This is a genomic window from Sphingomonas sp. BK481, from assembly GCF_014194875.1.
GTDB classification, from domain to species: Bacteria; Pseudomonadota; Alphaproteobacteria; order Sphingomonadales; family Sphingomonadaceae; genus Sphingomonas; species Sphingomonas aerolata.
In genome coordinates, this window is sequence record NZ_JACIAP010000004.1 from 141,747 (window position 1) to 168,330 (window position 26,584).

At 65.0% G+C, this 26,584-nt stretch carries 23 protein-coding genes and 1 tRNA gene; 11 read left to right on the top strand and 13 right to left on the bottom strand.

Features of this window, described 5'->3' with window-relative positions; genetic code table 11:
* Positions 1-2: 2 nt before the first annotated feature.
* Positions 3-1,679, bottom strand: a complete 1,677-nt coding sequence (locus FHY04_RS09700) for a bifunctional diguanylate cyclase/phosphodiesterase (RefSeq protein WP_183936279.1) — start codon at positions 1,677-1,679, stop codon at positions 3-5.
* Between the two features lie 185 nt (positions 1,680-1,864).
* Positions 1,865-4,114 carry a DNA topoisomerase IV subunit A gene (parC, locus tag FHY04_RS09705; RefSeq protein ID WP_183936280.1) on the bottom strand — a complete coding sequence of 750 codons (2,250 nt, stop codon included), beginning with the start codon at positions 4,112-4,114 and terminating at the stop codon, positions 1,865-1,867.
* Positions 4,115-4,336: 222 nt separating this feature from the next.
* Between parC and FHY04_RS09710 the strand changes: the two genes are divergently transcribed.
* The 6 genes from FHY04_RS09710 (at position 4,337) to purQ (ending at position 9,567) form a co-directional block, all read left to right on the top strand.
* Complete coding sequence (locus tag FHY04_RS09710) at positions 4,337-5,233, top strand: alpha/beta hydrolase (RefSeq protein WP_183936281.1); 897 nt, start codon at positions 4,337-4,339, stop codon at positions 5,231-5,233.
* A gap of 34 nt (positions 5,234-5,267) precedes the next feature.
* Positions 5,268-6,482, top strand: a complete 1,215-nt coding sequence (kynU, locus tag FHY04_RS09715; RefSeq protein ID WP_183936282.1) for a kynureninase — start codon at positions 5,268-5,270, stop codon at positions 6,480-6,482.
* 140 nt (positions 6,483-6,622) lie between these two features.
* Positions 6,623-7,726, top strand: a complete 1,104-nt coding sequence (locus tag FHY04_RS09720) for an acyltransferase (RefSeq protein WP_183936283.1) — start codon at positions 6,623-6,625, stop codon at positions 7,724-7,726.
* Positions 7,727-7,874: 148 nt separating this feature from the next.
* Positions 7,875-8,654, top strand: a complete 780-nt coding sequence (purC, locus tag FHY04_RS09725; RefSeq protein ID WP_031396310.1) for a phosphoribosylaminoimidazolesuccinocarboxamide synthase — start codon at positions 7,875-7,877, stop codon at positions 8,652-8,654.
* Positions 8,655-8,885 (top strand): phosphoribosylformylglycinamidine synthase subunit PurS, encoded by a 231-nt coding sequence (purS, locus tag FHY04_RS09730; protein WP_107929648.1) that lies wholly within the window; start codon positions 8,655-8,657, stop codon positions 8,883-8,885.
* Between the two features lie 13 nt (positions 8,886-8,898).
* Positions 8,899-9,567 (top strand): phosphoribosylformylglycinamidine synthase subunit PurQ, encoded by a 669-nt coding sequence (purQ, locus tag FHY04_RS09735; RefSeq protein WP_183936284.1) that lies wholly within the window; start codon positions 8,899-8,901, stop codon positions 9,565-9,567.
* 113 nt (positions 9,568-9,680) lie between these two features.
* On the opposite strand, the gene FHY04_RS09740 is transcribed toward purQ, so the two are convergent.
* Positions 9,681-10,382, bottom strand: coding sequence for a queuosine precursor transporter (locus FHY04_RS09740; protein ID WP_051916672.1), 702 nt, complete (start codon positions 10,380-10,382; stop codon positions 9,681-9,683).
* A 106-nt stretch (positions 10,383-10,488) separates the two neighbouring features.
* Here FHY04_RS09740 and FHY04_RS09745 point away from each other — a divergent pair.
* From FHY04_RS09745 to FHY04_RS09755, 3 genes are all read left to right on the top strand, one after another.
* Positions 10,489-10,565, top strand: a tRNA-Arg gene (locus FHY04_RS09745).
* A gap of 1,203 nt (positions 10,566-11,768) precedes the next feature.
* On the top strand, positions 11,769-13,523 hold the full coding sequence (locus FHY04_RS09750) for an SIR2 family protein (protein WP_183936285.1): 1,755 nt from the start codon (positions 11,769-11,771) through the stop codon (positions 13,521-13,523).
* Positions 13,524-13,705: 182 nt separating this feature from the next.
* Positions 13,706-13,897 carry a hypothetical protein gene (locus FHY04_RS09755; RefSeq protein WP_183936286.1) on the top strand — a complete coding sequence of 64 codons (192 nt, stop codon included), beginning with the start codon at positions 13,706-13,708 and terminating at the stop codon, positions 13,895-13,897.
* A 186-nt stretch (positions 13,898-14,083) separates the two neighbouring features.
* Here FHY04_RS09755 and FHY04_RS09760 read toward each other — a convergent pair whose 3' ends face one another.
* Together FHY04_RS09760 and FHY04_RS09765 are read right to left on the bottom strand one after the other, a co-directional pair.
* Entirely contained in the window at positions 14,084-14,521 is a 438-nt protein-coding gene (locus FHY04_RS09760) for a hypothetical protein (protein WP_183936287.1), read from the bottom strand.
* Positions 14,518-15,243, bottom strand: a complete 726-nt coding sequence (locus tag FHY04_RS09765; protein WP_183936288.1) for a hypothetical protein — start codon at positions 15,241-15,243, stop codon at positions 14,518-14,520. The genes FHY04_RS09760 and FHY04_RS09765 overlap by 4 nt, the downstream gene beginning before the upstream one ends.
* Positions 15,244-15,696: 453 nt before the next feature.
* Between FHY04_RS09765 and FHY04_RS09775 the strand changes: the two genes are divergently transcribed.
* On the top strand, positions 15,697-16,854 hold the full coding sequence (locus tag FHY04_RS09775; RefSeq protein WP_183936290.1) for a hypothetical protein: 1,158 nt from the start codon (positions 15,697-15,699) through the stop codon (positions 16,852-16,854).
* On the opposite strand, the gene FHY04_RS09780 is transcribed toward FHY04_RS09775, so the two are convergent.
* Positions 16,831-17,745, bottom strand: a complete 915-nt coding sequence (locus FHY04_RS09780) for a hypothetical protein (RefSeq protein ID WP_183936291.1) — start codon at positions 17,743-17,745, stop codon at positions 16,831-16,833. The two genes, FHY04_RS09775 and FHY04_RS09780, sit on opposite strands and share 24 nt — an antisense overlap.
* Before the next feature lie 164 nt (positions 17,746-17,909).
* The gene (locus FHY04_RS09785) at positions 17,910-18,341 is read right to left on the bottom strand and encodes a hypothetical protein (protein ID WP_183936292.1); all 432 of its coding nucleotides are present in this window, start codon (positions 18,339-18,341) and stop codon (positions 17,910-17,912) included.
* A gap of 143 nt (positions 18,342-18,484) precedes the next feature.
* On the opposite strand from FHY04_RS09785, the gene FHY04_RS09790 reads away from it, so the two are divergent.
* A complete protein-coding gene (locus FHY04_RS09790) occupies positions 18,485-19,294 on the top strand; it encodes a hypothetical protein (protein ID WP_183936293.1) in 810 nt (269 codons plus the stop codon).
* A 283-nt stretch (positions 19,295-19,577) separates the two neighbouring features.
* Here the strand turns inward: FHY04_RS09790 and FHY04_RS09795 are convergent, their stop codons facing one another.
* The 6 genes from FHY04_RS09795 to guaA all read right to left on the bottom strand — a co-directional run bounded on the left by FHY04_RS09795 (position 19,578) and on the right by guaA (position 26,514).
* The gene (locus FHY04_RS09795) at positions 19,578-20,243 is read right to left on the bottom strand and encodes a hypothetical protein (RefSeq protein ID WP_183936294.1); all 666 of its coding nucleotides are present in this window, start codon (positions 20,241-20,243) and stop codon (positions 19,578-19,580) included.
* A gap of 18 nt (positions 20,244-20,261) precedes the next feature.
* On the bottom strand, positions 20,262-21,566 hold the full coding sequence (locus FHY04_RS09800; protein ID WP_183936295.1) for a hypothetical protein: 1,305 nt from the start codon (positions 21,564-21,566) through the stop codon (positions 20,262-20,264).
* An 11-nt stretch (positions 21,567-21,577) separates the two neighbouring features.
* Positions 21,578-21,997 (bottom strand): hypothetical protein, encoded by a 420-nt coding sequence (locus FHY04_RS09805; RefSeq protein ID WP_183936296.1) that lies wholly within the window; start codon positions 21,995-21,997, stop codon positions 21,578-21,580.
* A gap of 163 nt (positions 21,998-22,160) precedes the next feature.
* A complete protein-coding gene (locus tag FHY04_RS09810; protein WP_183936297.1) occupies positions 22,161-22,592 on the bottom strand; it encodes a cytochrome c family protein in 432 nt (143 codons plus the stop codon).
* Positions 22,593-23,233: 641 nt separating this feature from the next.
* A complete protein-coding gene (locus FHY04_RS09815; RefSeq protein WP_183936298.1) occupies positions 23,234-24,850 on the bottom strand; it encodes a carboxylesterase/lipase family protein in 1,617 nt (538 codons plus the stop codon).
* Positions 24,851-24,957: 107 nt separating this feature from the next.
* A complete protein-coding gene (gene guaA / locus FHY04_RS09820; RefSeq protein WP_183936299.1) occupies positions 24,958-26,514 on the bottom strand; it encodes a glutamine-hydrolyzing GMP synthase in 1,557 nt (518 codons plus the stop codon).
* Positions 26,515-26,584: the final 70 nt, after the last annotated feature.

A 26,584-nucleotide genomic window follows, 5' to 3' on the forward strand; every position in this document is an offset into this window, starting at 1 on the left:
CTTCAGGCCAGGATCGGGACCCGGTTGAAGATCGAGTCGAACGCCTGAGCCGCCTCAAGCGGCCGCGCGAAGACATAGCCCTGGCCATAGGTGCATCCGAGCGCCGCGAGCGTCTGGGCCAAGTCGCCCGTCTCGATCCCCTCCGCGGTCGTCTGCATGTTGAGCGCCTGCGCGAGACTGAGGATCGCGCGGACGATCGAGACCTTGTCGCGGTCCGCCAGCATCCCCGTCACAAAGCTCCGGTCGATCTTCAGCACGTCGATCGGCAGTTTCTGGAGATAGGCGAGATTGGAATAGCCGGTCCCGAAATCGTCCATGGCGAGCGTCGTGCCGAGATCCTTCAGCGCGTGCATCGCCTGCGCGATCCGGTCCGGGTCGGACACGATCGCGCTTTCGGTCAATTCGAGGGTGAACCGATCGCCGCCGAGTCGCGAGCGGGACAGCGCCGACTCAACCACCGGCGCGATTGCATCGCGCTGCAGCTGGATCGCGGACAGGTTCACAGCGACGCGAACGCCGCAATGCCCGCCGGCACGTACGTCCCACGCCGCCAGCGTCCGCGCCGCCGCATCGATCGCCCAGCGCCCCAGTGGAACGATCAGCCCCGATTCCTCGGCGACCGGAATGAACTGTGTCGGCGGGATCTCGCGACCATCCTCGTCGGTCCACCGCGCCAGCGCCTCGAACGAGACGATACGCCCGGTCGCAAGATCGCAGATCGGCTGATAGGCAAGCCGCAGCCGGTCATTCTCGATCGCGCGACGCAGCGCGGTCTCCATGCCGAACTGTTCGCGGGCGATCACGAATTCCTGGCGCTGATAGCATTCGGTCCGACCCGTCGCCTTGCCGCGCTTCACCGCGAACTGCGCGTGGCGGATCATCTCGGCGGTGTCGCCGGTCTCGTCCCGGCCATAGGCGATGCCGATCGAGCATTCGACCCGGATCTCGTAATCGGTCAGGCGAAACGGCGCGATCAGCGCGCGCTGGATCCGGTCGGCGAGACGCAGTGCCTCTGCGGGATCCTCGTCGATCGTCATCAGTACCGCGAACTGCCCGCCGCCGACCCGCGCCAGCGTATCGCGCACCCGCAGCGCGCCCTTGATCCGCCGCGCGACGGTAATCAGCATCTCGTCGCCGACCAGCGAACCCAGACACGCGTTCAGCCGCCCGAACCGGTCGATATCGATCGCCAGGACCGCGCGCGCGGCGTGATCCTCGACCGCCTCGACCAGATCCTCGAACCCTTCGCGGTTGAGCAGCCCGGTCAGGCTGTCGGTCGTCATCTCGCGTCGCATGCTGCGTTCGGTATGGATCTGCGAGGTCCGGTCGACGAAGCTTAGCGTGCACCGGTCGTGGATCGCTGCGCTGCTCCGCGCGATCGTCACGCGGTAATGCCGGCAATCGATCGTGTCACCAAAGGCCCAGTCGAAGTCGAGTCGGGTCTGCGACGTCAGCAGAAAGGCGATGATCCGATCGCCCAGATCGGCGATCATCGGCGACCGCGTCGCGACGACGCCCAGCCCGGCGAGGCGATAGGCCCGGTTCATCGCGAACAGCTCTAGCCCACCGTTCTCGAGCGTCAGGTGGACCATCGGAATCGGGCTCAGCTCGAGGCCGCGCGCGACGAGTTCAGCCGAGACGGTTGCCGGTTGTTCGGCCTCGTGAAGAACCCATTCCATAGTCCTGCCTAACCCGGCTTCGTTAAGGCCGCGTGAAATTTACAAAAGACCCAAAACGAGTACGATTATTTCAACGCCGGTTCAGACAGCCCGGCACCAGTCCGCAACGACCCGGCCGCTGGCCCCCGATTTTCCTGGAGCCAGATCGCGATGGTCAGCACGCATCGCCTTAGCATAGACGAATTTCAGCCGAATCGGTTGTCGCGGGGAAAACCTGTGGGGGGCATCCGCCCGGCCGCGCCGCGCGCCGTACGCCACGGCCCCAGATCCGCCTCGGTCCGCGTGCGTTTGGTTTCGCCGCCCATCGCCCAGCTCAAGCCGTTGGCGAAGACGAAGGTGATTGCATCCGCCAGCCCGCCGTCGCGGTAACGCTGGAGCTGCACCCCCTGCCCGCGATTCATCTCGACCAGCTCGTTGATCGGGAACACCAGCAGCTTGCGGTTGTCGCCGATCGCCGCGACATAATCATCCTCGGGGTCGACCGGACGGACCAGCTTCACCTTCTCGCCGATCCGCGGCGTCATCACCGTCTTGCCCTTGCGGGTCTCCGCGATCACGTCCGCCGCCGTCGCGATGAACGCGCGGCCATCGGTTGCCGCGACCATCAGCTTGGCCTGCCGCGCCGCGGGCAAGAGCGCGACGATCCCGACGCTGCCGTCGAGGTCGATCATCGCGCGCACCGGCTCGCCAAAGCCGCGCCCACCCGGCAACTTATCCGCCGCCAGTGTGAAAAATCGCCCATTCTCCGCCGCCAGCAACAGCTTGTCCGTCGTCTGCGCGTGGAAGGCGAAGGCGGGGCCGTCGCCCTCCTTGAACTTCAGCGCCTCGGGACTCGCGAGGTCGTTATGCCCGCGCATCGCCCGGATCCAGCCGCGCTGCGACAGGATGACGGTGATCGGCTCGCGCTCGATCATCGCCTCGAGCGGGATGTCGCGGGTCGGCGCGGCCTCCTCGATCGTCGTGCGCCGCTTGCCGAGCAGCGTCTCCGCGCCATAGCGGTCGCGGATCTTGCGCAGGTCCGCCTTCATCCGCTTTTTCTGCAGCTTGGGATCGGCGAGCAACGCGGTCAGCGTCGCCTGTTCCTTGTCGAGCTTGTCGCGCTCGGTCTTGATCTCGAACTCTTCGAGCCGGCGAAGCGACCGCAGTCGCATGTTCAGGATCGCCTCCGCCTGACGATCGGTCAGGTTGAACTCGGCGATCATCACCTTTTTCGGCTCGTCCTCGGTGCGGATGATTTCGATCACGCGGTCGAGGTTGAGATAGGCGATCAGATAGCCGTCGAGCAGCTCGATCCGGTCCGCGATCTTTTCCAGCCGGTGCTGCGTGCGCCGCGTCAGCACCACGAACTGATGCTCGACCCAGGCCGCCAGCGCCTCGCGCAGCGACATCACGCGCGGCGTGCGATCCTTGTCGAGCACGTTAAGGTTGAGGCTGACCCGCGTCTCGAGATCGGTCAGCCGGAACAGGCCGTCCATCAGCACCTGCGGATCGACCGTCCGGCTCCGCGGCTCCAGCACGATGCGGATTTCGGCGTCCGATTCGTCGCGCACGTCCGCCAGGATCGGCAGGCGCTTGGCGTTGATCAGGTCGGCGATCTGCTCGATCAGCTTGCCCTTCTGGACGCCGTACGGGATCTCGGACACGATCAGCGTCCACATCCCGCCCTTTTCGCGCTCGATCTCCCAACGCGCGCGCACCCGGAACCCGCCGCGTCCGGTGGCATAGGACTCACGGATCACAGCTGGCGGATCGACGACCAGCCCGCCGGTCGGAAAGTCCGGCCCCGTCACATGCGCCAGAATCGCATCATTGTCGGCATCGGGCTGATCGACCAGCAGGATCGCCGCCTCGATCAACTCGGCGGCGTTGTGCGGCGGGATGCTCGTCGCCATCCCGACCGCGATCCCGCTCGCGCCATTGGCGAGCAGGTTGGGGAACATGCCGGGGAACAGCTCGGGCTCCTCGTCCTCGCCATTGTAGGTCGGGCGAAGATTGGCCGCATCCTCGTCGAGCCCGTCCATAAGGTCGACCGCGACCTGCGTCAGACGCGCCTCGGTATAGCGGTACGCGGCGGCATTATCCCCGTCGATATTGCCGAAATTGCCCTGCCCGTCGACCAGCGGATAGCGCAGCGAGAAGGTCTGCGCGAGACGGACCATCGCGTCATAGACCGACTGGTCGCCATGCGGATGATATTTGCCGATCACGTCGCCGACGACGCGCGCGCATTTCTTGTAGCCCTGGCTCGGATCGAGCTTCAGCAGACGCATCGCCCAGAGCAGCCGCCGGTGCACCGGCTTCATCCCGTCGCGCACATCGGGCAACGACCGCGCGGTGATCGTCGAGAGCGCATAGACGAGGTACCGCTCGCTCAGCGCGCTGTCGAACGGAGCGTCGACGATGGAATCGAAGGGATCTTTGAAATCGGTGACCATAGTTGCCTTGTGGATAGCAAGCGCGGCCCAAAGGTTCCACTGTTGTTCTCAACACCCCGACCAGGCCTCCCTGTCCTTACCCGCCTCCCCGTCATCCTGACGAACGTCAGGATCCAGAGCCAAGCCCTCAACCGATATTGCGCCAACCTGCAACGTCCGCCACCGTCACGCCACGACCGCTCCCGCGTCCCTCACCCACTCCCCGAAAGGCCACGCAACCCCATGATCCGCCTTGCCTTTCTCGCGCTGGCCGCCATCTCCACACCGGTGATCGCCGAACCGCCCGCACCCAAGCTCCTGACCTGGCCCGACCTCGTCAAACGCCCGAAGCCCAGCCCCGACGCGACCATCGCCTACGGCCCCGACCAGATGCAGAAGGTCGATGTCTGGCGGCCGAAGGGCAAAGGCCCCTTCCCGGTCGTCGTGATGGTCCATGGCGGCTGCTGGACGACGAGCATCGCCGATCGCAGCCTGATGAACTGGGTCGCGGACGATCTTCGCAAGGACGGCATTGCGGTCTGGAACATGGATTATCGCGGCGTCGACCGCGCCGGCGGAGGTTATCCGGGGAGCTTCGAGGACGCGGCGAAGGCGACCGACGCGCTCACTGCGAACGCGGCGACCTTCATTCTCGACACGCGCCGCATCGTCGCGATCGGCCATTCCGCCGGTGGCCATCTCGCGCTCTGGCTCGCCGCCCGCGCGAAGCTTCCTGCTGCCAGCCCGCTTCACAGCAGCGCGCCGCTGCACATCGACCATGTCATCAGCCTCGGCGGGTTGCCCGATCTTGAGGCGACGGCGGCCACCCCCGCCAATGGCTGCGGCACGGACGTCGTCGCCAAGCTCGTCGGCATGCCCAGCGCGGCCCGCGCGGATGTGTACGCCGACACCTCGGTGCCGCGCCTTCTCCCGCTCGGCATAGTGCAGGACCTCGTCAACGGTCGCGAGGACCGGATCATCCCCTTCCCCTTCGCCACCGATTATGTCGCCAGGGCGAAAGCCGCAGGCGACACCGCCGTCCTCCACACCATCCCGGCGACCGGCCATGTCGAACTCGTCGCACCCGAGACGCCCGCCTGGGCGGAGGCGAAACGGCTGATCGCGGCTGCCCTGAAATGACCCTGAACCCGCCCGCATCTACAAAGGCCCGACCATGACCCTCGACGAAGCCCGCGCGCTCGACGCCGCCGATCCTCTGGCAGCGTACCAAGCGCAGTTCGCGCTGCCCGAAGGCGTGATCTATCTCGACGGCAATTCACTCGGCGCGCTTCCCAAAGCGACGCCCGCCGCGCTCGCCGACGTCGCGACCCGCCAATGGGGCGACCGGCTGATCCGCAGCTGGGACGAAGGGTGGATCGACGCGCCGCAGCGGATCGGCGCGAAGATCGCCCCGCTGATCGGCGCCGCCGCCGACGAGGTGATCATCGGCGACACGACCTCGACGCATCTGTTCAAGGCGCTCGTCGCGGCGTTGCGCGCCAATCCCGACCGCCACACGGTGCTGAGCGAGGCCGGCAATTTCCCGACCGACCTCCACATCGCCGAGGGCGCGGTCGCCTGCGTCCCCGGCGCCCGGCTGAAGGTGGTCGCGCGCGCGGATCTCGCAGAGGCGCTGGACGAGGACACCGCGGTGCTGCTGCTCACCCATGTCCACTACAAGACCGGCGAGCGCTTCGACATGACCGCGTGGACCGCCCGCGCACATGCGACGGGCGCGCTCATACTCTGGGATCTCAGCCACAGCGTCGGCGCGGTGCCGATCGACCTGAACGGCGCCGACGCCGATCTGGCGGTCGGCTGCACGTATAAATATCTCAACGGCGGCCCCGGCGCGCCCGCCTTTATCTACGTCGCCAGGCGCTGGCAGGACAGGCTCGCCAGCCCGCTGTCCGGCTGGATGGGCCACGCCGCGCCCTTCGCGTTCGAGGACGCCTATCGCCCCGCGCCGGGGATGAAGCGCTGGCTCGCGGGCACCCCCGCGATGCTGTCGACCGCCGCGCTCGAAACCGCGCTCGATCTCTGGGCCGACATCGACCAGCACGCCGTTGCCGCAAAAAGCGCCCGTCTGTTCGACATCCTCGCCGCCGCCGGCGACGCGCTCGGCCTCGACTGCGTCAGCCCGCGTGATCCCGCCCAGCGCGGCAGCCATATCAGCTTCCGCCACCCCCATGCGTATGCGATCACACAGGCGCTCATCGCGCAGGGCGTCATCGGCGACTTCCGCGACCCCGACATCCTCCGCCTCGGCCTGACCCCGCTCTATCTCAGTCATGAAGACGTCTGGTGCGCGGGCGAGATGCTGAAAAAGATCGTCGAAACCGGAGAATGGCAGAATCCGCAGTATTCGGAACGACTTGCCGTTACCTGAGAACAGCATCCTTCGCTAACGGCCAAGAGTTGTAAAATAACGCGGCTTCACGTCCGACGAACCAGCCCTGACTTTCACTGTACGATCTGTTAGCCGATAGGCGCGGCGCATGGGGAGCGTCGCGCCGCGGGGGCGTAACAGTGACAATCAAACAGTCGGGTCATGTCGAATTATACGGCGTACAGATGCTGCGCGCGATCGCGGCGCTGGCCGTCGTCGTCCATCACGCGCTGGAGGAGTCGGGGGGTGCGATCGGAAAGTTCAGCCCCGACTGGCTGACGACATCGGGCGCATCGGGCGTCGACATATTCTTCGTCATCAGCGGCTTCATCATGTTCCACGTCACGTTCAGGGATCGCCGCGGCCCGCCGACACCCGGGACCTTCCTGTTTCGCCGCGCCACCCGCATCTACCCCTTCTACTGGTTGTGCTGCCTCGCCGTCCTGACGATCTCGGCGATGGGATTCCTTGCTTCCAACCATTATCCCGCACGGACGATCGCCGGCGCGCTGATCCTGCTGCCGGGCCATGCGCTGCTCGGAACCGCGTGGACGCTCGTCTTTGAAATGTATTTCTACCTTCTCTTCGCGGCCACGCTCTGGGCGCGCTCGGCGACGCTATCTGTGATCGCGACGATCGCGGCGATACTGTGCCTGCAGGTCGCGGGCTCGCTGATGCCTGCGACCGCCACCGCCAAGTTTCTAGCGAGCCCGCTATCGCTCGAATTCTGCTTCGGCCTCGTCCTTGGATATGGCTATGCCGCCTGGACACGCCGCGACCGGGCCTGGCCCGTGCCGCCCGTCATGGCACTTGTCGCAATGGCGGTCATGGCCGTCGTGCCGCTGTTCGTCGCGCACGACGCCACCACCAGCCTGCCCGAACTGCCGCGCATCGCGGCCTGGGGCCTTCCCGCAGTCGTCGTCGTCGCCAGCGTCTTGACGATCGGTGCACCACGCAACGCGGTGGCGCGGTTCCTCGTGCTGCTGGGTGATGCCTCCTATGCACTGTATCTCACCCATGCCTTCGTGATGATGGGCTATGGATGGCTGGTGAAGATCCCCGCGGTCAGCCGACTGCCGCAGCAACCCGTCGTGGTCCTGATCGTCATCATCGCGATCATCATCGGCCTGCTCGCCCATCTGCTGGTCGAGAAACCGCTCCTCGGTCTCGTTCGCCGACTGACCCCGGCCCGCCCCGCCCGGGCGGCGCCGGTGGACCAGCCGCTTCCCGAAGTCGCCGGATAGCATCGACAGCCCTGCATTCCGTTCACACCGGCACGCCGATCCGATTGCACCGCCCGCGCCCTTCGCCTATAGGCGCGGCCTATTCCGGCCTCGGCTCCGCGAAGATTATCGTGGGGGTCGGGGCCGCTCAATTTTCAGGGGACCGCGCATGGCTCGCCGCCGCCAGATCTACGAAGGCAAGGCCAAGATCCTCTACGAGGGTCCCGAACCCGGCACGCTGATCCAGTATTTCAAGGACGACGCGACCGCGTTCAATGCCCAGAAAAAGGGCACGATCAACGGCAAGGGCGTGCTGAACAACCGGATTTCCGAGCACATCTTCACGCTGCTCGATCATATCGGCGTGCCGACGCACTTCATCCGCCGGCTCAACATGCGCGAGCAGCTGATCCGCCAGGTCGAGATCGTCCCGATCGAAGTCGTCGTGCGCAACGTCGCCGCGGGCTCGATCTCGAAGCGCCTTGGGATCGAGGAGGGCACCAAGCTGCCCCGCACGATCATCGAATATTACTACAAGGACGATGCACTCGGCGATCCGATGATCTCCGACGAGCATATCGCCGCGTTCGGCTGGGCGAGCCAGGAGGAGATGCACGACATCGCCGACCTCGCGATCCGCGTGAACGATTTCCTGTGCGGGCTGTTTGCCGGCGTCGGCATCCGCCTCGTCGACTTCAAGCTCGAATTCGGCCGCATCTTCGACAACGACTATGGCCGCATCATCCTCGCGGACGAGATCAGCCCCGATGGCTGCCGTCTGTGGGACATGGAAACCAATGAGAAGATGGACAAGGACCGCTTCCGCCGCGATCTCGGCGGCGAAGTCGAGGCCTATCAGGAGGTTGCACGCCGTCTTGGCCTGTTGCCCGAAGGCGGCGACAATTCGGTGCTCGACCTCGAAAAGCATCGCAAGAACCGGGGCAAGTAAATGAAACTCAAGGTTTTCGTGACACTCAAGCCCGGCGTGCTCGACCCGCAGGGCCGCGCCATCCACCACGCACTCGGCAGCCTCGGCTTCGAGGGCGTGCAGGACGTCCGCCAGGGCAAGCTGATCGAGCTGGAGGTCGCCGACGATACCGACGACGCGACGATCGACGGCATGTGCCGCAAGCTGCTCGCCAACACGGTGATCGAGAATTACCGGGTCGAGAAGGCATGAAGGTGGTAAAATCATGAAGACTGCGGTCATCGTCTTTCCCGGCTCCAACTGCGACCGCGACATCGCCGTCGCGCTGGAAACGGTGACCGGCCTCAAGCCGACCATGGTCTGGCACGGTGACGCCGACCTGCCGGGCGATGTCGGGCTGGTCGCGGTGCCAGGGGGCTTTTCCTACGGCGACTACCTGCGCTCGGGCGCGATCGCCGCACGCTCGCCGATCATGCGCGCGGTCGTCGAGCAGGCGGGCAAGGGCCTGCCCGTGCTCGGCATCTGCAACGGCTTCCAGGTCCTGACAGAAGCGGGGCTGCTGCCCGGCGCGCTGATGCGCAACCAGGGGCTGAACTTCGTCTGCCGCGACGTCGCGCTGACCGTCGAGACGTCCTCGAGCCGCTTCACGTCTGGCTATAGCGCTGGCGAACGCGTCTCCTTCCCGGTCGCGCATCACGACGGCAATTACTTCGCCGACACCGAGACGCTCGACCGCCTCGAGGGCGAAGGCCGCGTCGCCTTCCGCTATGCCGAGAGCGTCAACGGATCGGCGCGCAACATCGCTGGCCTGCTCAACGACAGGGGCAACGTACTCGGCATGATGCCGCACCCCGAACGCCGGATCGAAGCGGCGCATGGCGGCACGGATGGCCGGCGGCTGTTCGAAGGCCTGATGGAAGCCGTCAGCGCTTAATCGGGTTCGTCCCCTCACCTCATCCCACCCCATCCGTTCGCCCTGAGCGAAGTCGAAGGGCCTGAGACTCATGTGCTTCGACTTCGCTCAGCACGAACGGGGGAGGATGTGTGTCACACACGCGTCCGGAACGGCGAGAAGTCCGTCCCCTCGTCATACACATCGACGCCCTCGCGCCGCTTGAGCCACCCCACCGCGACATAGGTCAGCGGCGTGAGCAGCACCTCCCACGACACCTTCAGCGCGAACTGGCTGACCATCACCATCAGCATCGCCTCGACCGGCCAGTCGGGCGCGCCGTAAAAGGCCAGCGGATAGAAGATCAGACTGTCGAACGCCTGCCCTACCACCGTGCTGCCGATCGTCCGCGTCCACAGCATGCGCCCCTTGGTCCAGATCTTCATCCGCGCGAGCACGAAGCTGTTGGCGAACTCGCCCACCCAGAACGCGCAGATCGAGGCCAGAACGATCCGCGGCACTTGTCCAAACACCGACTCATACGCCGCCTGCCCCGTCCACCCCGCGTCCGGCGGCAGCGCGACGACGACGGTCGACATGAACACCATGAAGAGCATCGCGCCGAACCCGGCCCAGATACAGCGGCGCGCGCGCGCATAGCCGTAGACTTCGGTCAGCACGTCGCCGATCACATAGCTGACGGGAAAGAACAGGATCCCCGCGCCGAACGGCCAGGCACCGATGAACGGCAGGTCGATCACCGCCCGCTTGCCCGCGCCGATGACGTTGGACAGCAGCAGGATGGTGACGAATGCCGCCATCACGAAATCGAAATAGCGGAACTGTTCGCTGCGCATGGCAGTGGCTGCCACGGGTTCGGGCGCGTCGTGATCCACGATATTCATCACGTCGTTATGATGACGGTTCCAAGCTCGTGCAATGCACGCTAATCGGAAGCCGTGCGCGCCCGTAGCTCAGTTGGATAGAGCAAGGAGCTTCTACCTCCTCGGTCGGGGGTTCGACTCCCTCCGGGCGCGCCAATCGCTTGTCCCTGTGCGTAAAGACTGCGCCGATTTTTCATAACGTGAACCGATACGCCCGTGGCTTCGAGTTGGTTAATGGTAGGCACCTGCGCTCATGGATCTTGCGGCGAGAACGGCTACCGAGCCACTGGCGCCTTCGGGGTTTTTCTCATGTTTCCAGTTTACAATCCTCACGCGTCTTGGACCACGAGCAACACATCTGAGCGCAAAGCTGGGAACATGATCAGCTCCCGGCCGCTATCTGCACACATCAATATATCCAGGATCACCGCAATGCAGACACGGAAACTCGGCTCGCAAGGTCTCGAAGTATCCGCTCTCGGCCTCGGCTGCATGGTCATGTCTGAATTTTACGGTCGTCGAGACGACGTCGAGTCGGTCGCAACGATCAACCGGGCAATCGACCTCGGCATCAGAACGGGATAGGGTAGACGCGGACGCCGGGCGACACTCAGTAGAGGTACCGCCGCCGCAAGCATCAAAAGTATCGTCTCGAACGCTATCATTGCGGAACCCTCCCAGCGGCCGATTCAGAGGCATAGGCCATCGTGGACCGAACGGAAAAGCGGCTCAGGGACGCCAAGCTCGACCTGGAGTGGCGATCCAGCACTTCGGCTCAGGAATCGGGAACGATTTGCACGGGACGTTGCGACGCGACCCCGCAATCCACGCAGAAGAGCCGTATCGAATCCGCGTTCCAGCCGAGCTGAACCTTGCGGAACCCCTCGGGTGGCCGCCAGGATACCATTTCCTCGTTGTCGTTTGACAATGAGCCGGCCTGATCACTCTCGATCTCGCCAAGCCGGCGGCATTTCGGGCAGATGATCCTCATGCGGGATCCGCTCCGTACAACCAATGCGGTTCGCCGCCTCCATTCTTAGCGGGCCCCGCGCACGACCGGGGGCGAGTCAGGAAAGGGAATCGGTTTCGCCGAGCGGAATCTGAAAAGTGCATCTGAAGCCCGTGGCTCACGAGCTCAGCGGCCGTTACTCCGATCCTATGGGATCCTTGCCGTATCCTATATCTAAAGCGTGAGGGTGCCATCCTTGAATTGCGACGACATGACCGTATGGTCCGGCAGTCTCAGCACGAGCAGCCGCCGACTTGACGCTTGCCGACGCTCTCGTTCAATCGATCTTATTCCCCGGTCTGCCGGGGCCGTAGCGCAAGAGGTTTGATGGACGTCGTCGGAGAAAACGAATGAACGGCATTTCTGACGAAACCCGCCTGGCGTTTTCCATGGCGGAGAATCCGGGAGTCTATGCGCTGGTGCTTGGATCCGGCATCTCCCGATCCGCAGGCATTCCCACAGGGTGGGAGATCACGATCGATCTCGTCAGGCGCGTGGCAGCGGCAGAGGGCATCGTCGACGAGGCGGACTGGGCCGGCTGGCACAGGACACGCTTCGGTATCGAGCCTGGCTATTCGGATCTGCTCGACCGACTGACGACCGTCCCGGCCGAGCGCCGCTCGATCGTGCAGGGCTACATCGAACCGCCCGTTGACGACTTGGATGCGGCATCGCGACGTCCGACGCCTGCGCATCGGGCCATTGCGGGACTGGTGCGTGATGGATGGGTCCGCGTCATCGTGACGACGAACTTCGACCGCCTCCTGGAGACCGCCCTGACCGACGCCGGGATCCAGCCCGTCGTGATCCGCTCGGTGGACGACCTGGCGGGTGCTCCGCCCCTCCAGCACGCGCGCTGTCTCGTGCTCAAGCTGCACGGCGACTATCTGGACGACCGCATTCTCAACACCGACGCGGAACTCGCGGGCTACCCGGCGGAGTACGATCGGCTGCTCGACCGCGTCCTGGATGAATACGGCCTGGTCGTGGCCGGGTGGTCGGGCGACTGGGATCCTGCCCTCCGGGCCGCCATCGCCAGAGCACCCAACCGGCGCTATCCGCAATACTGGGCGATGCGGGGCGCTCCATCCCGCGTGGCGGCCGAGCTGATTGCGAACCGCGGCGCTTCGGTCGTTCCCATCGTCGATGCCGACGCCTTCTTCACTGATATCGCGGCATCGGTGACGGCGCTGACTGCCGCACGGCGCTCGTCGCCGGACACGATACAGCTGCTGATCGCCAGGACGAAGCGCGATCTGTCGGGACGCGAGGGCAGGATCGATGTGGCCGACGCCTTCGCCGAACGCACGCAGCGGCTTATCGAGCGCATTGCCGGTCCGGAGTTCCCCGTGCAGGGAGGCTCGACCGGCAACGATGCCGTACTCGCGCGATGGCGGTCGATTGAGGGTCTGAGTGAGCCTCTGGCGCGAATGATCGGAGTGGCGGGCCGATGGGGTGACGGAACCGACGCCGCTATCGCTCGGGATGTCGTGCGATCGATCATGACCTCGCGCGCGTCGTCCGGATCGGTGGTACTGATCGGACTGTCGACCTATCCGGCCTATCTCTGCACGCTGACCTACGCGCTCGGTCTTGCGAAGGCCGAACGCTGGGCAGACCTGCTTTCGTGGTTTCGCACGGAAATCCCCCTGCCCCACCGCGTGCCGTCCCGCATCGTCGACAAGCTCTTCATGCAGTTCTGGAGCGAGGTCAAACCCGACGCCTGGAACTTGTGGACAGGCTCGGACAGAAACCAGGCGCCGTGGGCCGATCACCTTGCGGATTCCGTCGTGCCCTGGTCTCAGGACCTCGGGATGACCTCCGCCGCGGCGATGGACAACTTCCACCTCGTCGAGCTGCTCGGCGGCCTCGTCTACCTGGAATCGAGCGAGACGGAATATCTCGCCGCGCTCTCTCGCGCCAACTACATGCCGTTCGGTCAGACGGGATGGATGGCCGCCGAGGATCCCAACCTCTACTCGCGGCTGGGTCTCGAACGCCTCAAGCCGGAACTGCTACGGACTGGCTTCTGCAAGGGCTCCGAACCGCACTGGGTCGCCTCGATGCACAATCTGAAGCTGATCGCGGCGCACCTGGGCTGGTGAACTCTGCCTTCTGTCCGCCGCCCGGCTTCGGGCCGCCGGGGATGCCCCCTGGTCAACGGGCTACGCGGTCTGCGAGCAGGTCCCCATCGTCGAGGCACGTACGCCGAGCGTAGCAATCCGTCGCAAGAGCGATGTGGCTATCGGTCCGATCCGCTATGAGCGGCGGTGAAGGGGAAACGATCATGAAACGTCGCGTGACGGTAGCGGGGGAACACGTACTGGTCGAAGTCCTCGAGAGCGCGGTTGGCGATTGGACGGCATCCGGCGTCGTTGCCGGACGCGTCCTCGCGGTCACCGGGCCGACGGCGAACCGCGCCGCATCGGACTGGTCCGTCGCCGCCGACCGAGATCGAACCTCCGCCATGACAGGCTGAGCGTCGAGGCGCTTCCGACGCCATTCTGGTCACGGAGCGCGCCTAGGCGTCGCGGCCATCGGTTTTCGATCCGGCGCCGTCAAATCCTTCGGCAGCCGGTCTGCATCGCCAGGGTCGCCCTCGATCGCCCACCGCAATGGTCGCCCGCCCGCCGCGTTCTTCCGATCGAGCCTCATGCAGCACTTCCTATCGCCACGCCCCCGACGACCTTCGCCGTCTCGTCGAAGGGCGATCGCGCATGTCGTCCAGGCGACGGCAATCGAACGTGCCCCGCTGGGAGCGAAGCCGCTTGATCGTGGAGGGACTGTCGGGCGGCCCGAAGATGATCCGGAGATCGGAGGTCCAGTGTCGATGCAGTGCGATGGCGATCGACTTGTCGCCGTTCTCGACCCCGAACTGGTCCATGAGCAGGCACTGCGCAAGGCGCTTGCGAGCGCGGAACTCGTCGTAGCTGGTCTGCGCGGCGATGTGCTTGTCCTCGGCGACGGCCTTGGCGAACGCCGGAATTGCTGGAACGGGATTGGGTTCGGACGGAACGCTGACGTTGTCGACCGTCACGTCGTGAGAGACGTCACCGATCGAGATCGTGATCAGAAGCTGCAGCTTTCGCGGCTCGGCGCTCATGCGGTCATACCCCGCGCAGCTTCGGTCGGGCAGGAACATCCGGACGACATAGGCGAGCCACTCGTCGGCAGCGCTCGACCGCGATGGACGTCGGCGCTCGAAAACAAGACGCTGTGACTTCCCAGACGGTGATATCCTCGCGCCACTGCCGCCACGGTATGCGCGAAGCCGGCCGCTCCGCCGCCGAAAAGTCGCACGAAGTCGCCGACTTGGGGATAACGCAGGTCGCGAAGGATCGCGAGGAGCGATCCTAGGTAATCCGGACGGATTTTGAAGTGCTGATATCGCGCGACGGTCGCGAGTGTCCTGAACCGGTTCGATGCACACTCCAGCAACGTGGACGTCATCAGGCGCCATTCGTACCGGAGCCGCGCCGCGGCGGTTTCCAGCGGCACGGTCGAGACGCCGCGGCGCGCGTCTGCGTCCACGAAGCTGACGAGCCACGTCGTCCCGCCGCAGCTCACTTCCGCGTGCACGAGTTGCGCGCAAGCGTGACCATCGACGTTCCCGTGGACCTCCCGGCCATTGTATCTCGCGGCGAGTACGTCGGAGCAGCGCCGGACGACGGTCTCGAGCCTCCCGACTGCGGTCGTTCCGTCGCTGGTCCCCGACAGAGGGCCGGCCCCGGCCGCGATCAGCTCGAAGAAGGGGCGCCGGATCAGCCGTTCCGGCCGGCCTTCGGTCTTCGGGTCGCGACTGGTCGTGGCGTTCGTATTGCGCATGGGATCGGTTCCTTCGGCGGGCACGCGTCGTCGACTGTCGACGGAGCCCACCGCTGACAGGATGGAAGCTCGTCGCTGACGGCCCCGCCATTTCGTGCGGTGAAGTGTCGCTGACCGGCGGCTCGTTCGTCGGTTCGCGGTCAGGCCATGGAGGGCGGATCGTGACCGGACCTTGCGGCTTTCTTCAGATCGGTCTCGCCGACATCGCGATGAGAGGCGATGGCGCGATCCGACGACGCCATCGACGAGCATCTCGAGCCGGCCCGAACAGTCGATCGTGCGGAACGAGCGCGCCGATCGGCATGGTTTTCAGGAACGAACATCATGACTCCTCAGGGTTCATCAGCGAGCGACCAGTTTCATTTAGTCGTGACCAACGCGCTATGCAAGCTTGGTCTCTCGCTGATGAACTTTTTGGTCGACGGTCCTGACGCACGCTGCTAGCGCAGCACGATGGACGGGACGCGCTCGAAGGCCGGTGACGCAGACGAAGAGGTGGATCTAGATTACCTTCCCGTCGATCGTCGGCTGAGACTGCTCATCGGCGACCCCGTGCCCGCCTCCGAGAAGAAGCTGTGGCTCGCCATGTCCACGGATCAACGCGACTCCGCGATGCGTCGCATGAAGGCCATGGCGCGCTGGCACGCGGGCAGACCGCCCGTCCCCTCCGATGCCGCCAAGGGCGCTGGTCTTACCTTGAACCGCTTCTACGAGATGGCGAAGGCCTGGAGGACGAAGCGATCGATAGCCTCGGTCGAGACGATGGCGATCGCCCCGAGGGCCCGGTCCAGCGACTACGACACCATCCTTTCCAAGCATGTACAGACCGTCGTAGCCACGGTGCCGGAGGGCGCGAAGGTCACCCTCAAGGAGCTCATCGAAAAGCTCGGCGCTGCGGCGGCGGCCGAACTCGATGTCCAACCTAGCTTCGCGACGCTGCGGCGAAGGGTCCAGGAGGAGATGAGACGGCGGGAGAGGCGCGTACGGCCTGGAGGCGAGGTGCAGTTCGACTGCTGCGCCATTACGATGTCGACTATGGACACGCCACAGCGCGTGCTGTTCGTAATTCTGGACAGGCGGACCCAGCTCGTCCTGGGAGCCGCGCTTGGCGACGCGCGGCGTGGAAGGGTCGGATACGCCCATGCCGCCGCGGACGCGCTGCGCCGCGTGACGAGCGGTTCGCTGCGAGCGGTCGCCTGGACCGGGCGGCTGGAAAAGATGGAGCTGGTCGTCGGTCTGGACGAGGCGGACCTGTCGCGGGTGGCGGTTGAATTCGTACGCGCAGGAATTCGCTCGGTCATGCAGCCGTCCAACGCTCCCAGACGATTCGGCCGCTATTTGCGAAAGGCCGTCGGCGATCGCATGGGCCGCATCCTTCTGCTGTCCAGCGACGACGTCGCCACGTCGGCTTCCGCCACGACCTCCGATCTCGACGGAACGAGCGACGACGCGGTTCGAGTCCAGGTCGAGATCGAGGTCCACGACGCCACGATCCTGGCGGACCTGGAGCGCGACGACGCGAGCGAGCCTCCCGCGGACCTGCTCACGACGCTTCGACTGCTCGCCGACTGGCGGGATCGGGAACCGTCAGCTCAGCCTGAAGCCGGCTGAGCCGGACCGACCGGCGTTGTGGACCCCGATCGCCTCCTCGATAACGGTTTTGGCGTCGCGTGGACTTAGCGGTCTGTCATCCTTCGTCGTAAGGAGCTTCTCAGGGTCCGTCCTACTCAAGTTGTACCGCAGCCGAAGCCGCCCGAACGCCTTGCCGATCGCACGCGCGAGGATCCTGCGTGCGACACCGGGTGTCAGGTGAAGCAGACTTTCGCGCGGATCGCCGAAGCCGTCGGCATATGTCCGGTCGATCGAGACCACGTCGGCATGCCTACGCGCCCTGATCGCACCGCCGATCCGCCGAACGTCCTGCCTGGCGTCGCGTAGGAGCGTCGCCGCGACGATCAGACCGTCGGAGGTCCGCGCCGCGACGAGCAGACTCGGCATCGAGATCTCTCCGTCCGACAGTACGGGAAGCTGCGCGCGGCATTCGACGACGATGACGTCGCCCGCACCGGAAACGTGGCCGCGCACCTGCCTGAGCGCCATCAGGCGTCGCCACACGGTGACTCTCGAAGGCGTATGCAGGCCCTGCTCCGCCATCGCCGCGGCGACGGCTTCGACCGCAGCGTTAGGCTTCACGTCCGGCCCGAGCCGTTCGAGCGCCTCGGACATGATCCGCTCGGTGGTCTCCGGCAGTCGGCGCCAGTCGGTTGGCCTTGTCTTTCCCCGCGGCGTGGCGCCGGCCAGAGCCTTCGCGGTGCAAAGTGCCTTCCATGCTCGCACGAGCTTGAGGAACTGGGCCCGTCGCCGTCCCAGGCGAGCCGCATGCCGCAGCCGGTCGGTCTCGGTAGGGCAGACTATCGAAAGAAACGATCGGACGGTTTCGACACGGGCGCTGATCTCCGTACGGCGCAAGGGGTCCACCCCCGAGAGGTCGAGGTTCCTCATCTTCAGTCTCCATCCGGTTCATCGCGCCTGAGCAATCGGCCACGAAGAAAAAGGGGCCGGTCTCGCAACCGGCCCCTCGGGATTGATGGTTGTTTCAGACTGGACGCGCTGGGTCGAAGAGCTCGACGGACGCCGACTTTAGCCTGGCTCAAAGCGTTATCGACCTAGCTCCTGACCGCATCGTCCGGCCCGGCGGAAGGCTGACGCTCCTCGTTGAGGAGATGGTTTCCATCGACCGCGAAGGCCGCGAAGTGTTCGCCTTCGAGATCGGCATAGAAGCCGCAGAGGCGCTTCCAGCGGACGACGGCGAGTGCCGCCGCGAGCGCGTTGAGATCGGCGACCTGGACGTTGGTGGAATATGCGTCGTCGGCGCCGGCGGTATCTAGCGGTATCCGCCCTCTGTCCCAGACGTGCTCGCGAAGCTGCGGCGTGCTGGTCGTCACTCTTACCAGCCCCGAGAGGCCGCACTCGCCGAACGTCAGCCCCATGCCCACGTCGATGAACCGCAGATCGCGATCCTCGAGGCGCTCGACGAGCTCCCGCTTGCCCTCGGTGCCGTCCATGCAGAGGAAGACGAAGTCGAGGTGATCGAGCATCGAATATGTGCCCGGCAGCCCTGCGCGCGAGGACCATGACGTGCGGCGAAGTAGCGAATGTCCTAGGTCATGGAACGGCTCAGGTCGTGGCCCTGCGCCGTCGCGGTGTTTTCCGCACGATCGGAGCCGCAAGGGGCCCGCACATGGTCCCACTGTTCGATCGCAACGAGGTGATGCTTCTGGAACGTGACGTGCGCCGTCGGCGAGACCTCGATCAGGCTAACGCTGTCCTAGGATTGCCCTATTACGCCATCGAGCAACTCAGTGCGCTGGGTCGTATCCCGTTGCTCAGCCACCCCTTCTTTACTGCGCGCTACACTGCACCGCAGACGACCTCGGACGCGCTGGACGAACTGATCGACCTGCTGACCACGGCTCGATCGGACGGCCAGACTGGCTGGATCCGGTTACGCGACGCGATGCACATGGTCGGTGGCCGCCTCAAGCCTTGGGATGCCGTGATCGAGGCTATGTTATGTGGTGACCTGCCCTATTCTCTCCAGGCCGGCACAACCGGCGTCTTCGAACGCGTGAGGGTCGATCGGAATCGCCTCCGCGCCCACCTCGCGACGCCCATTACGCGAAATGGGGCCATCACCCCGCTGACATGCCGGATCGATCCGACATTCCCGTATCTCAACTTGATGTCGAAGGTCGGCGCGGCGGAAGTCCTCAACCTTGCCGTGCGCCAAGCGACGAACTTGCTTTCAGCATTTCCTACGACCAACCAACCAATCGTACCGATCGACGAGGTCGAACGCATAGCTCGTTCTCATGTCACGAACGTCGAGATAGCCAGCTTGTTGGGTGTCCCGCATCAGACAGTCCGAGGCGCAGCCCGCGCACTCGGGATCAGGCAGTCATCCGACGCGGGTTATGACCGAGTTTACGAGAGTGAAATCGTCGCGGCAGTAGAGTTGAGGTCGGCGAATGCGACGCGTACGAAACGCTGACCACGGCATCCCCGGGGGCCAAGGCGACAGCGGCAGCAATCCAACACACCGATAGCGGCATTCCGCCCGTCCAGTTCGCGAATGGGCGAATCGTCCCGCGGACTCGAACAGACTGCGCTGTACAAGATTAAGTTGCGCACGTTTCAAGACGCGACCGGGAGGACGCAATTGGTCGAGAGGCAGCAGCAGGGCCGTACCGCTGACTTGAAGACGATCCCGGCCACCTGGACGCGCGGCGGCGCCTACCGTGTGCCCGCCAAGCTCATCAGCGGGCGCCTCTGCCTCACCTCGTTCCGCGTTTGGATAACCCCCTCCCAGTGTAGATAGTGAAGCTGACCACCAGCAGGATCAGGCCGCACATCACCTCGTAGACGGTCATCATTTGCGGCAGCCAGTGTTTCGCTACGAACCCTCCGCCGCCGCTCGTGGTGATCGTCAACGCGCTGTAGGTCAGCAGGTCGGCGAAGGACGACGGACGCTGCGTACCACATTGCCACATGTAGGCCGGAAGCATAGCGTATAGCACCGAAAAGTTCAGGATAAGCTCGACGTAGCTGTTCAGTGCCAGTCGGACGCGAGTGGACCACGCAACTGCACTCGACGGCTGCCGATTGATCCGCAGCTTGTCGAACGCGTCGAGGTAGAACGCCAAGAATATCTCGTTGCATCGGCCCTGCAGATACCAAGCGATGGGGGTCAGCGCCGGCCACCATTTGTCCCAACGTGGATCTCCGGTTCCTCGCCAGGTCAGCGCAAACGTCACTAGGGCAAGCACCATGCCGATGATAAGGTAGAGACAATTCCTCTGCTTTATGAACTGCGCCCTGCCGGTACGACTCAAGGCGCGCTTCTGGTAAGTCGCAAGGCCGAACGTCGGGGATACGGCAGCCAGCGTGATGGTCGAAATCTTCACCGGCCCATCTAGACCTGGTTGGACCTTGCGCGCCACTGGCGGCCACCGTGAAAACTAAGCTGTGGGAGCCGCGGGCGGCGCGATGACGATCGGCGAAGGTGCGGACGGCGCTGCATTCCCAATTACGCGATCGTGTAGGCCCCCAACGTAGCAGCGGTATTTCCCTTCGAAACCGATCGCTGTAAGCAGAATGCGCGTTATAAGCTCACGTACGAGTATGATCATCGGCCATGCATCCACATCATCGGGGATATGGCCTCTGTGGACGATGTCATTCCTGAGCTTGACCAGCGACCCGATCGCGTTGCCACCAAAGTCGTCGCGCGACAATCCGTAATGGTCGAACAAGCCGTCAATCTTCTCGGCGAACGATTTCCGGTTCATGCCGGCTAGACGTTGGCGGAAGATATTACGCTCGACATCCGACAACGCCGACGCGGCAACGACCTTGTCTAGCTCCGCCCGCATCGCCTTGAAGTCCGACTTCGGTACCGTCGTTCCCTTTTTCGCAGGAAGCTCAGTCTCAATGATAGTTTCGAGCGCCGTCATCGCCGTAAGGTATCGCAGTTCGTCGAAAGTGGTATCGGACTGCATCCAACCAAGCGCCGTCCAGAGCACCTCGGGCAATGGTCCGTGGTCGAAATAGCGATCGACGAGCGTTTGAAGGATCGGGCCGTGGTTCAATTGATGCTGAACCGGGAACTCCGAACGGAAGGGCTCGCCGGCGTAGAACGTCGTACAGCTCTCGTCCTTGGCGATGTAGTCGAGGCGAGGGACTTGGAGACGGCCGCCGTGCGCGAAGGCGATGCCGCGCTGCATATGCAACAGAAATGCGTCGGCGCGCTGCCGCCAGTCGTCCGGCACTGCACCGGCGGGCGCTTGAACCGCAACGTAGCCCGACGTCACGTCCTTGTTCGGTACCTTCGCGTCACCGTGTACAACCACCCTGCCGAGCGGAGTTTCGAAGACCGGATTGCGGAACGACTTGAACGAGCGGAACCACTCCCTGAGGATCGGCTGATCCTGCGGTTCGTTCAAGGGCACGACCAAGGTGGCCTCGCCAGCCTCGATCCCGATCGTGTGCCCCTGGCCGCTATGACCGTGAGCAATGATCGATACGGAGTCGCTAGTGATGGTGTTACCCGCGGCGCTGCGCCCCCGCAGGGCATACTCCGGCATTTCAAGCCCCGGAGTAGCGCCGACACCAAAACCCATCCTGCCCAGATCACGTCCCCCCGGCTCGACATCGAACACCAGTCGGCAATCCTCACCCGCGCTGACCACGAACGCGATCGGCACGGACGCTGCACCGTTCGACAGGCTTCCCTCGAAGCGCTCGCTCGGAAAAATGTCTGCCACCCCGCGCCTCGTCAGGACTGAAGGTCGGTGGTGCCAAAGGCTGCGCGATTGTCACGCGACGAATGCGTGACATGAAGTCCATCCAGTTCAACATCCAACGGACCGGTCAGGAAATCACGGACTTGAGTAGCAGTTTGAATGTGGAGCCGAACAAGCCATGTCGAAGTCGATAGGTGCTTCTCCACTGGCCTCATCGACTCAATGATTTCGATCAACGCGCTACGTCGCTGAGCATCCGTTCCCTTGTTTGCACTTGGCTCGATCCCAATCCGACAGTTGATGAGGAAATACCTCGGCGAAAGTTTCTCTCCTCCCTGCACGACCTGCTTGGCCGCGGCTTCGGCGAACGAGAGCGCGCTGATCCATGCATCTATCCGCTTGCGGCGAATGGTTTTGGCCGGCTTCGCCTCGATGATCTCAATGTTTCTCATGCGCACCTTTCCGACTGCATAGCGTCGAATGTGGAGCCTGCCATCGGGGCGATCAATCTTCCGTGTTCAATCAGATCGGTGCAGGCTTATGAAAAACCCCCCTTGTGAAAAATTCGACTGCCCTTAGTGGAGCGGCGCAGGCTTACCGGTGAAGGACATCGCTTCACCGTCCACTGCGATAGGTCGCGAGATAGGCGATCACGTCGGCGCGCTGCTGCGCATCGGACAGACCGGCAAAGCGCATCGTCGTCCCCGGCACCAAGCCCTGCGGTGCTCGAAGCCACGCATCGAGCCGCGCTGCATCCCAGCGCCCGCCCATTGCCTGCAACGCCGCGGTATAGGCAAATCGCGGCCGGCGTTGCGCGACCGGGCCGTCGACCACGTCATAAAGATTGGGGCCATCGGTATCGACTGCGTCCGCACCGATCGTGTGGCAGGCCTTGCACTGAACGAACACGCGCGCACCCGCCACGGGGTCGCCCGTCAGCGTCCCGACCACCACCCGGCGTTCCACAGCGGCGGCATCCCGGCCATCGCCCGTCTGCTGGCATGCGCCGACGAGCATCAGCCCCAGTGTTGCCCCGATCCTCCGCATGCCTTCGCTCCGATACCACCGGCCCGTCCGAACGGCCGCGCCCCCCGCCTAGCGCAGATTTTCGGGCGAAACGAGGCAGCGGCGTGACGAGCGGTGCTGTCAAGTTTCGCCGCCAATGCTAGCTTGTCGTCAGCGACGCAGTGCCGAAACGGCATCGCGTCCTCGGCGCCCCGCCCGGATACGAGAGTGTCGCACGGACGGGCGGGGCGCCCCGTTCATTTTCAATTCACGACTGCTTGGCATAAGCCATGGGCAGAGGCGTTGCCGAGTATCGCGTAACCTTCAGCGCCCCGCCAGTTTTCAGTCACACGGGCCGGCGGGGCGCGCAGCACCATCCCTCCCCGCTTTGTCGGCATCGTTCGGTGCAGACCACACACAGCGCAATCGGGATCGCCGAATCGCAACTCGATCTCCAGGTCTGTCCCGCAATCGGTCAGCACACCTTCCTTTCAAAAGTCTTGATACATCGCGGCATTCCGCCCATATCCGATCTGTCCGACGCGCTTCCCCAAGACAGCAGCGTCGGCGCTGGACTGCGGCCCGCACGAGTTATCCCCTTTTCTCGAGCGGGCCGATTCCTTCAGAGAGCGACAGAAGACACGGACGCACGAACTATGCGCGTGAGCGCCGCGCGGCGCGCCTCAGTGCAGTTCGGGACCTGCTACCACGGCGTCGGCGGCCCCTTGTACCGCATCCAGCCGAGCCTTGAGCGGATCCACGCCGTTGATCGCGCTCGCATCGGCTTGCAGCAGCTGCACGGCGCCCCGGCGTGCGTCGAAGGCCGGCCAGCGCGGTAGTCCCGGCGCGTTAGGATCGCCCTTCCGCACGAAATTGACGACATAGCGGTTGGCGAGCTGCGCGGCGCGGGCATCCTGCGGGGTCAGCGCCGCGCCGTATTTCGCGGCAACCGTGTCGAAGAAATACGGGATGTCCGTGGCATGCGGCGCGCCCGACCAGTCCTTGCGCATCGATTGCGCGACATAACCGAAGCGATAGAGATAGGCGGGCTGCCCCGCGCGCTGCGTCTCCTGCGCGACGAGCCGCGCGGGTTCGTGCATCAGGCGGTCGCGTCCTACCTCGGGACCGATCGCGGCAAGCTCCTGCGTGCCCGCGGGATCATAGGCGGCGCGGGCGGCGTCGGCCTGCGCACCGAAGCTGGCGAACAGCCCCTCCTTGGAGGTCTCGCCAAAGCCCGCGATATCCGCATCGGTGGTCCCGACCATCATCGGCACCGCCATCGCGGTCCCCCGCCGCATCGCCCCGTCGGTCGTGCCGACCACGACGCGGCCATCGACGATCGGTCCGCCCACATAGGTCGGCACATCCACCGGGCCCCGATAGGCAAGGTTCAACTCGCCGCGCACCTGATCGGCGGGCAAGGCGCGAAGCGCCGCGAGCGTTTCCGCATCAGACCGTCCCGCAATGCCCTGGGTCGTCGCAAAGTTGACGCCGATCGTCTCGGCCGAAGGCCTGCCGCCCGCCTCGGCGCGAAGCGGCACGCCACCGATCAATGTGCGCCCGCCGCCCGACATCACGATCGCCCGCGCGAACAGGCCCTTTGCCATCGGCGATGCCATCAGGTTCAACACCGAGGCGCCCCCTGCCGATTCACCCATCAGCGTGACCTGCGCCGGATCGCCCCCGAATTTCGCGATGTTCGCCCGCACCCATTGCAATGCCGCGATCTGGTCGAGCAGCGCATAGTTGCCGAGCGGTCCCTCGTTCGCCGCGCTCAGCGCGGGGTGCGCGAAAAAGCCGAACCGTCCGAGCCGGTAGTTGAAGCTGACGAACACGACGTCCTGCCGTGCGAACGCCGACCCGTCATAGACCGCAGGTGACGATCCGCCATTCACGAACCCGCCGCCATAGATCCAGACCAGCACGGGTTTCGGCGCCGGTGACGCCGCCGGACGCCAGACGTTGAGGACGAGACAATCCTCCGCCGGCGTCGTGCCAAGCGGCGCCGCATCGCTCGGAAAGGGAAGTTGCATGCAGTCATGCCCGAAACGGTCCGCGGCGCGCACGCCCGACCATTTCTGCACCGGCTGCGGCGCCCGCCAGCGCAAGGGGCCGACCGGCGGCGCTGCAAAGGCTATGCCCTTGAAGACCGCGACGCCTGCGCCCGTCGTGCCGGTCACCGACCCGCCCTCGACCTTGACCGGGGGCGTCACGCCCTGCGCCGCGCCTGTGCCCGGGACCATTGCGGCAACACACGTCATCGCGATCGCCAGCGCCTTCGACGCCCTCTGCATGCTCATCACCGCTCTCCCCCGGTCCTGCTTGTCTACGAAGGAATGGAACACCCGCGCCCATCCCGCAATCGGGGAAACCGCTCAGGCGAAGAGGCGCACGCCGCCCATGGGGCTCACTCCCACTCGATCGTGCCGGGCGGCTTCGACGTATAGTCGTAGGTGACGCGGTTGATGCCCTTGACCTCGTTGATGATCCGGGTCGCCACGCGCGGCAGGAAGTCGCCGGGGAACTGGAACGCCTGCGCGGTCATCCCGTCGGTCGACGTCACCGCGCGCAGGGCAAGGACATTGTCGTAGGTTCGACCGTCGCCCATCACGCCGACACTGCGCACGGGGAGCAGCACCGCGAACGCCTGCCAGATCGTGTCGTAGAGCCCCGCATTACGGATCTCCTCAAGATAGATCGCATCCGCCTTGCGCAGGATGTCGCAGCGTTCCTTGGTGACTTCGCCGGGGATGCGGATCGCGAGGCCGGGTCCCGGGAACGGGTGACGGCCGACGAAGATCTCGGGCAGACCCAGCTCGCGCCCCAGCGCGCGGACCTCGTCCTTGAACAGTTCGCGGAGCGGCTCGACGAGCTTCATGTTCATCCGCTCGGGCAGACCACCGACATTGTGGTGGCTCTTGATCGTCACCGATGGCCCGCCCGTAAAGCTGACGCTCTCGATCACGTCGGGATAGAGCGTTCCCTGAGCCAGGAACTCCGCCCCGCCCAGCTTCTTGGCCTCGGCATCGAACACGTCGATGAAGGTCTTGCCGATGAACTTGCGCTTCAGCTCGGGGTCGGTGATCCCGGCGAGACCGCTCAGGAACAGCTCCTCGACGTTCACATGGATGAGCGGGATGTTGTAGGCCCCGCGGAACAGGCTGACGACCTGCTCGCTCTCGCCCGCGCGCATCAGCCCGTGGTCGACATAGACGCAGGTGAGCTGCTCGCCGATCGCCTCATGGATCAGCACCGCCGCCACCGCCGAATCGACGCCGCCCGACAGGCCGCAGATGACGCGGCCCGTGCCGACCTGCGCGCGGATCTCGGCGATCTTGGTCTCGCGGAACTCGGCCATCGTCCAGTCGCCGCTGAGCCCGCAGACGTGCCGCGCGAAGTTCGCGATCAGCTTGCCGCCGTCGGGCGTGTGGACGACCTCGGGATGGAACTGCACACCGTAGAAGCGCCGCGCCTCGTCGGCGACGATCGCATAGGGGGCACCGGTCGACACCGCGACGGGGGTGAAGCCCGGCGGGATCGCGTCGACCTTGTCGCCATGGCTCATCCACACCTGGTGCCGCTCGCCCTCGGCCCACAGCCCGTCGAACAGCGCGCAAGGCGACTTCACCTCGACGAAGGCGCTGCCGAACTCGCCGCCGTCACCCGACACGATCACGTTGCCGCCGAGCTGTGCGGACATGACCTGCTGGCCGTAGCAGATGCCGAGGATCGGGATCCCCGCCTCGAAGAAATGCTGCGGCACCCGGGGGCTGTTCTCGGTCGTGACCGAGGCGGGGCCACCCGACAGGATGATCCCCTTTGGCTGCATCCGCTCGAACGCGGCCGCGGCGGACTGGAAGGGGGCGATCTCGCTATAGACGCCCGCCTCGCGCACGCGGCGGGCGATCAGCTGGGTTACCTGGCTGCCGAAATCGACGATGAGAATGCTGTCTGGGTGCTCCATGTCGGGCGCATAGCCGGATGGGACCCGTAACGAAAGAGGCCGCGCCTCCCGGATGGGAAACGCGGCCTGC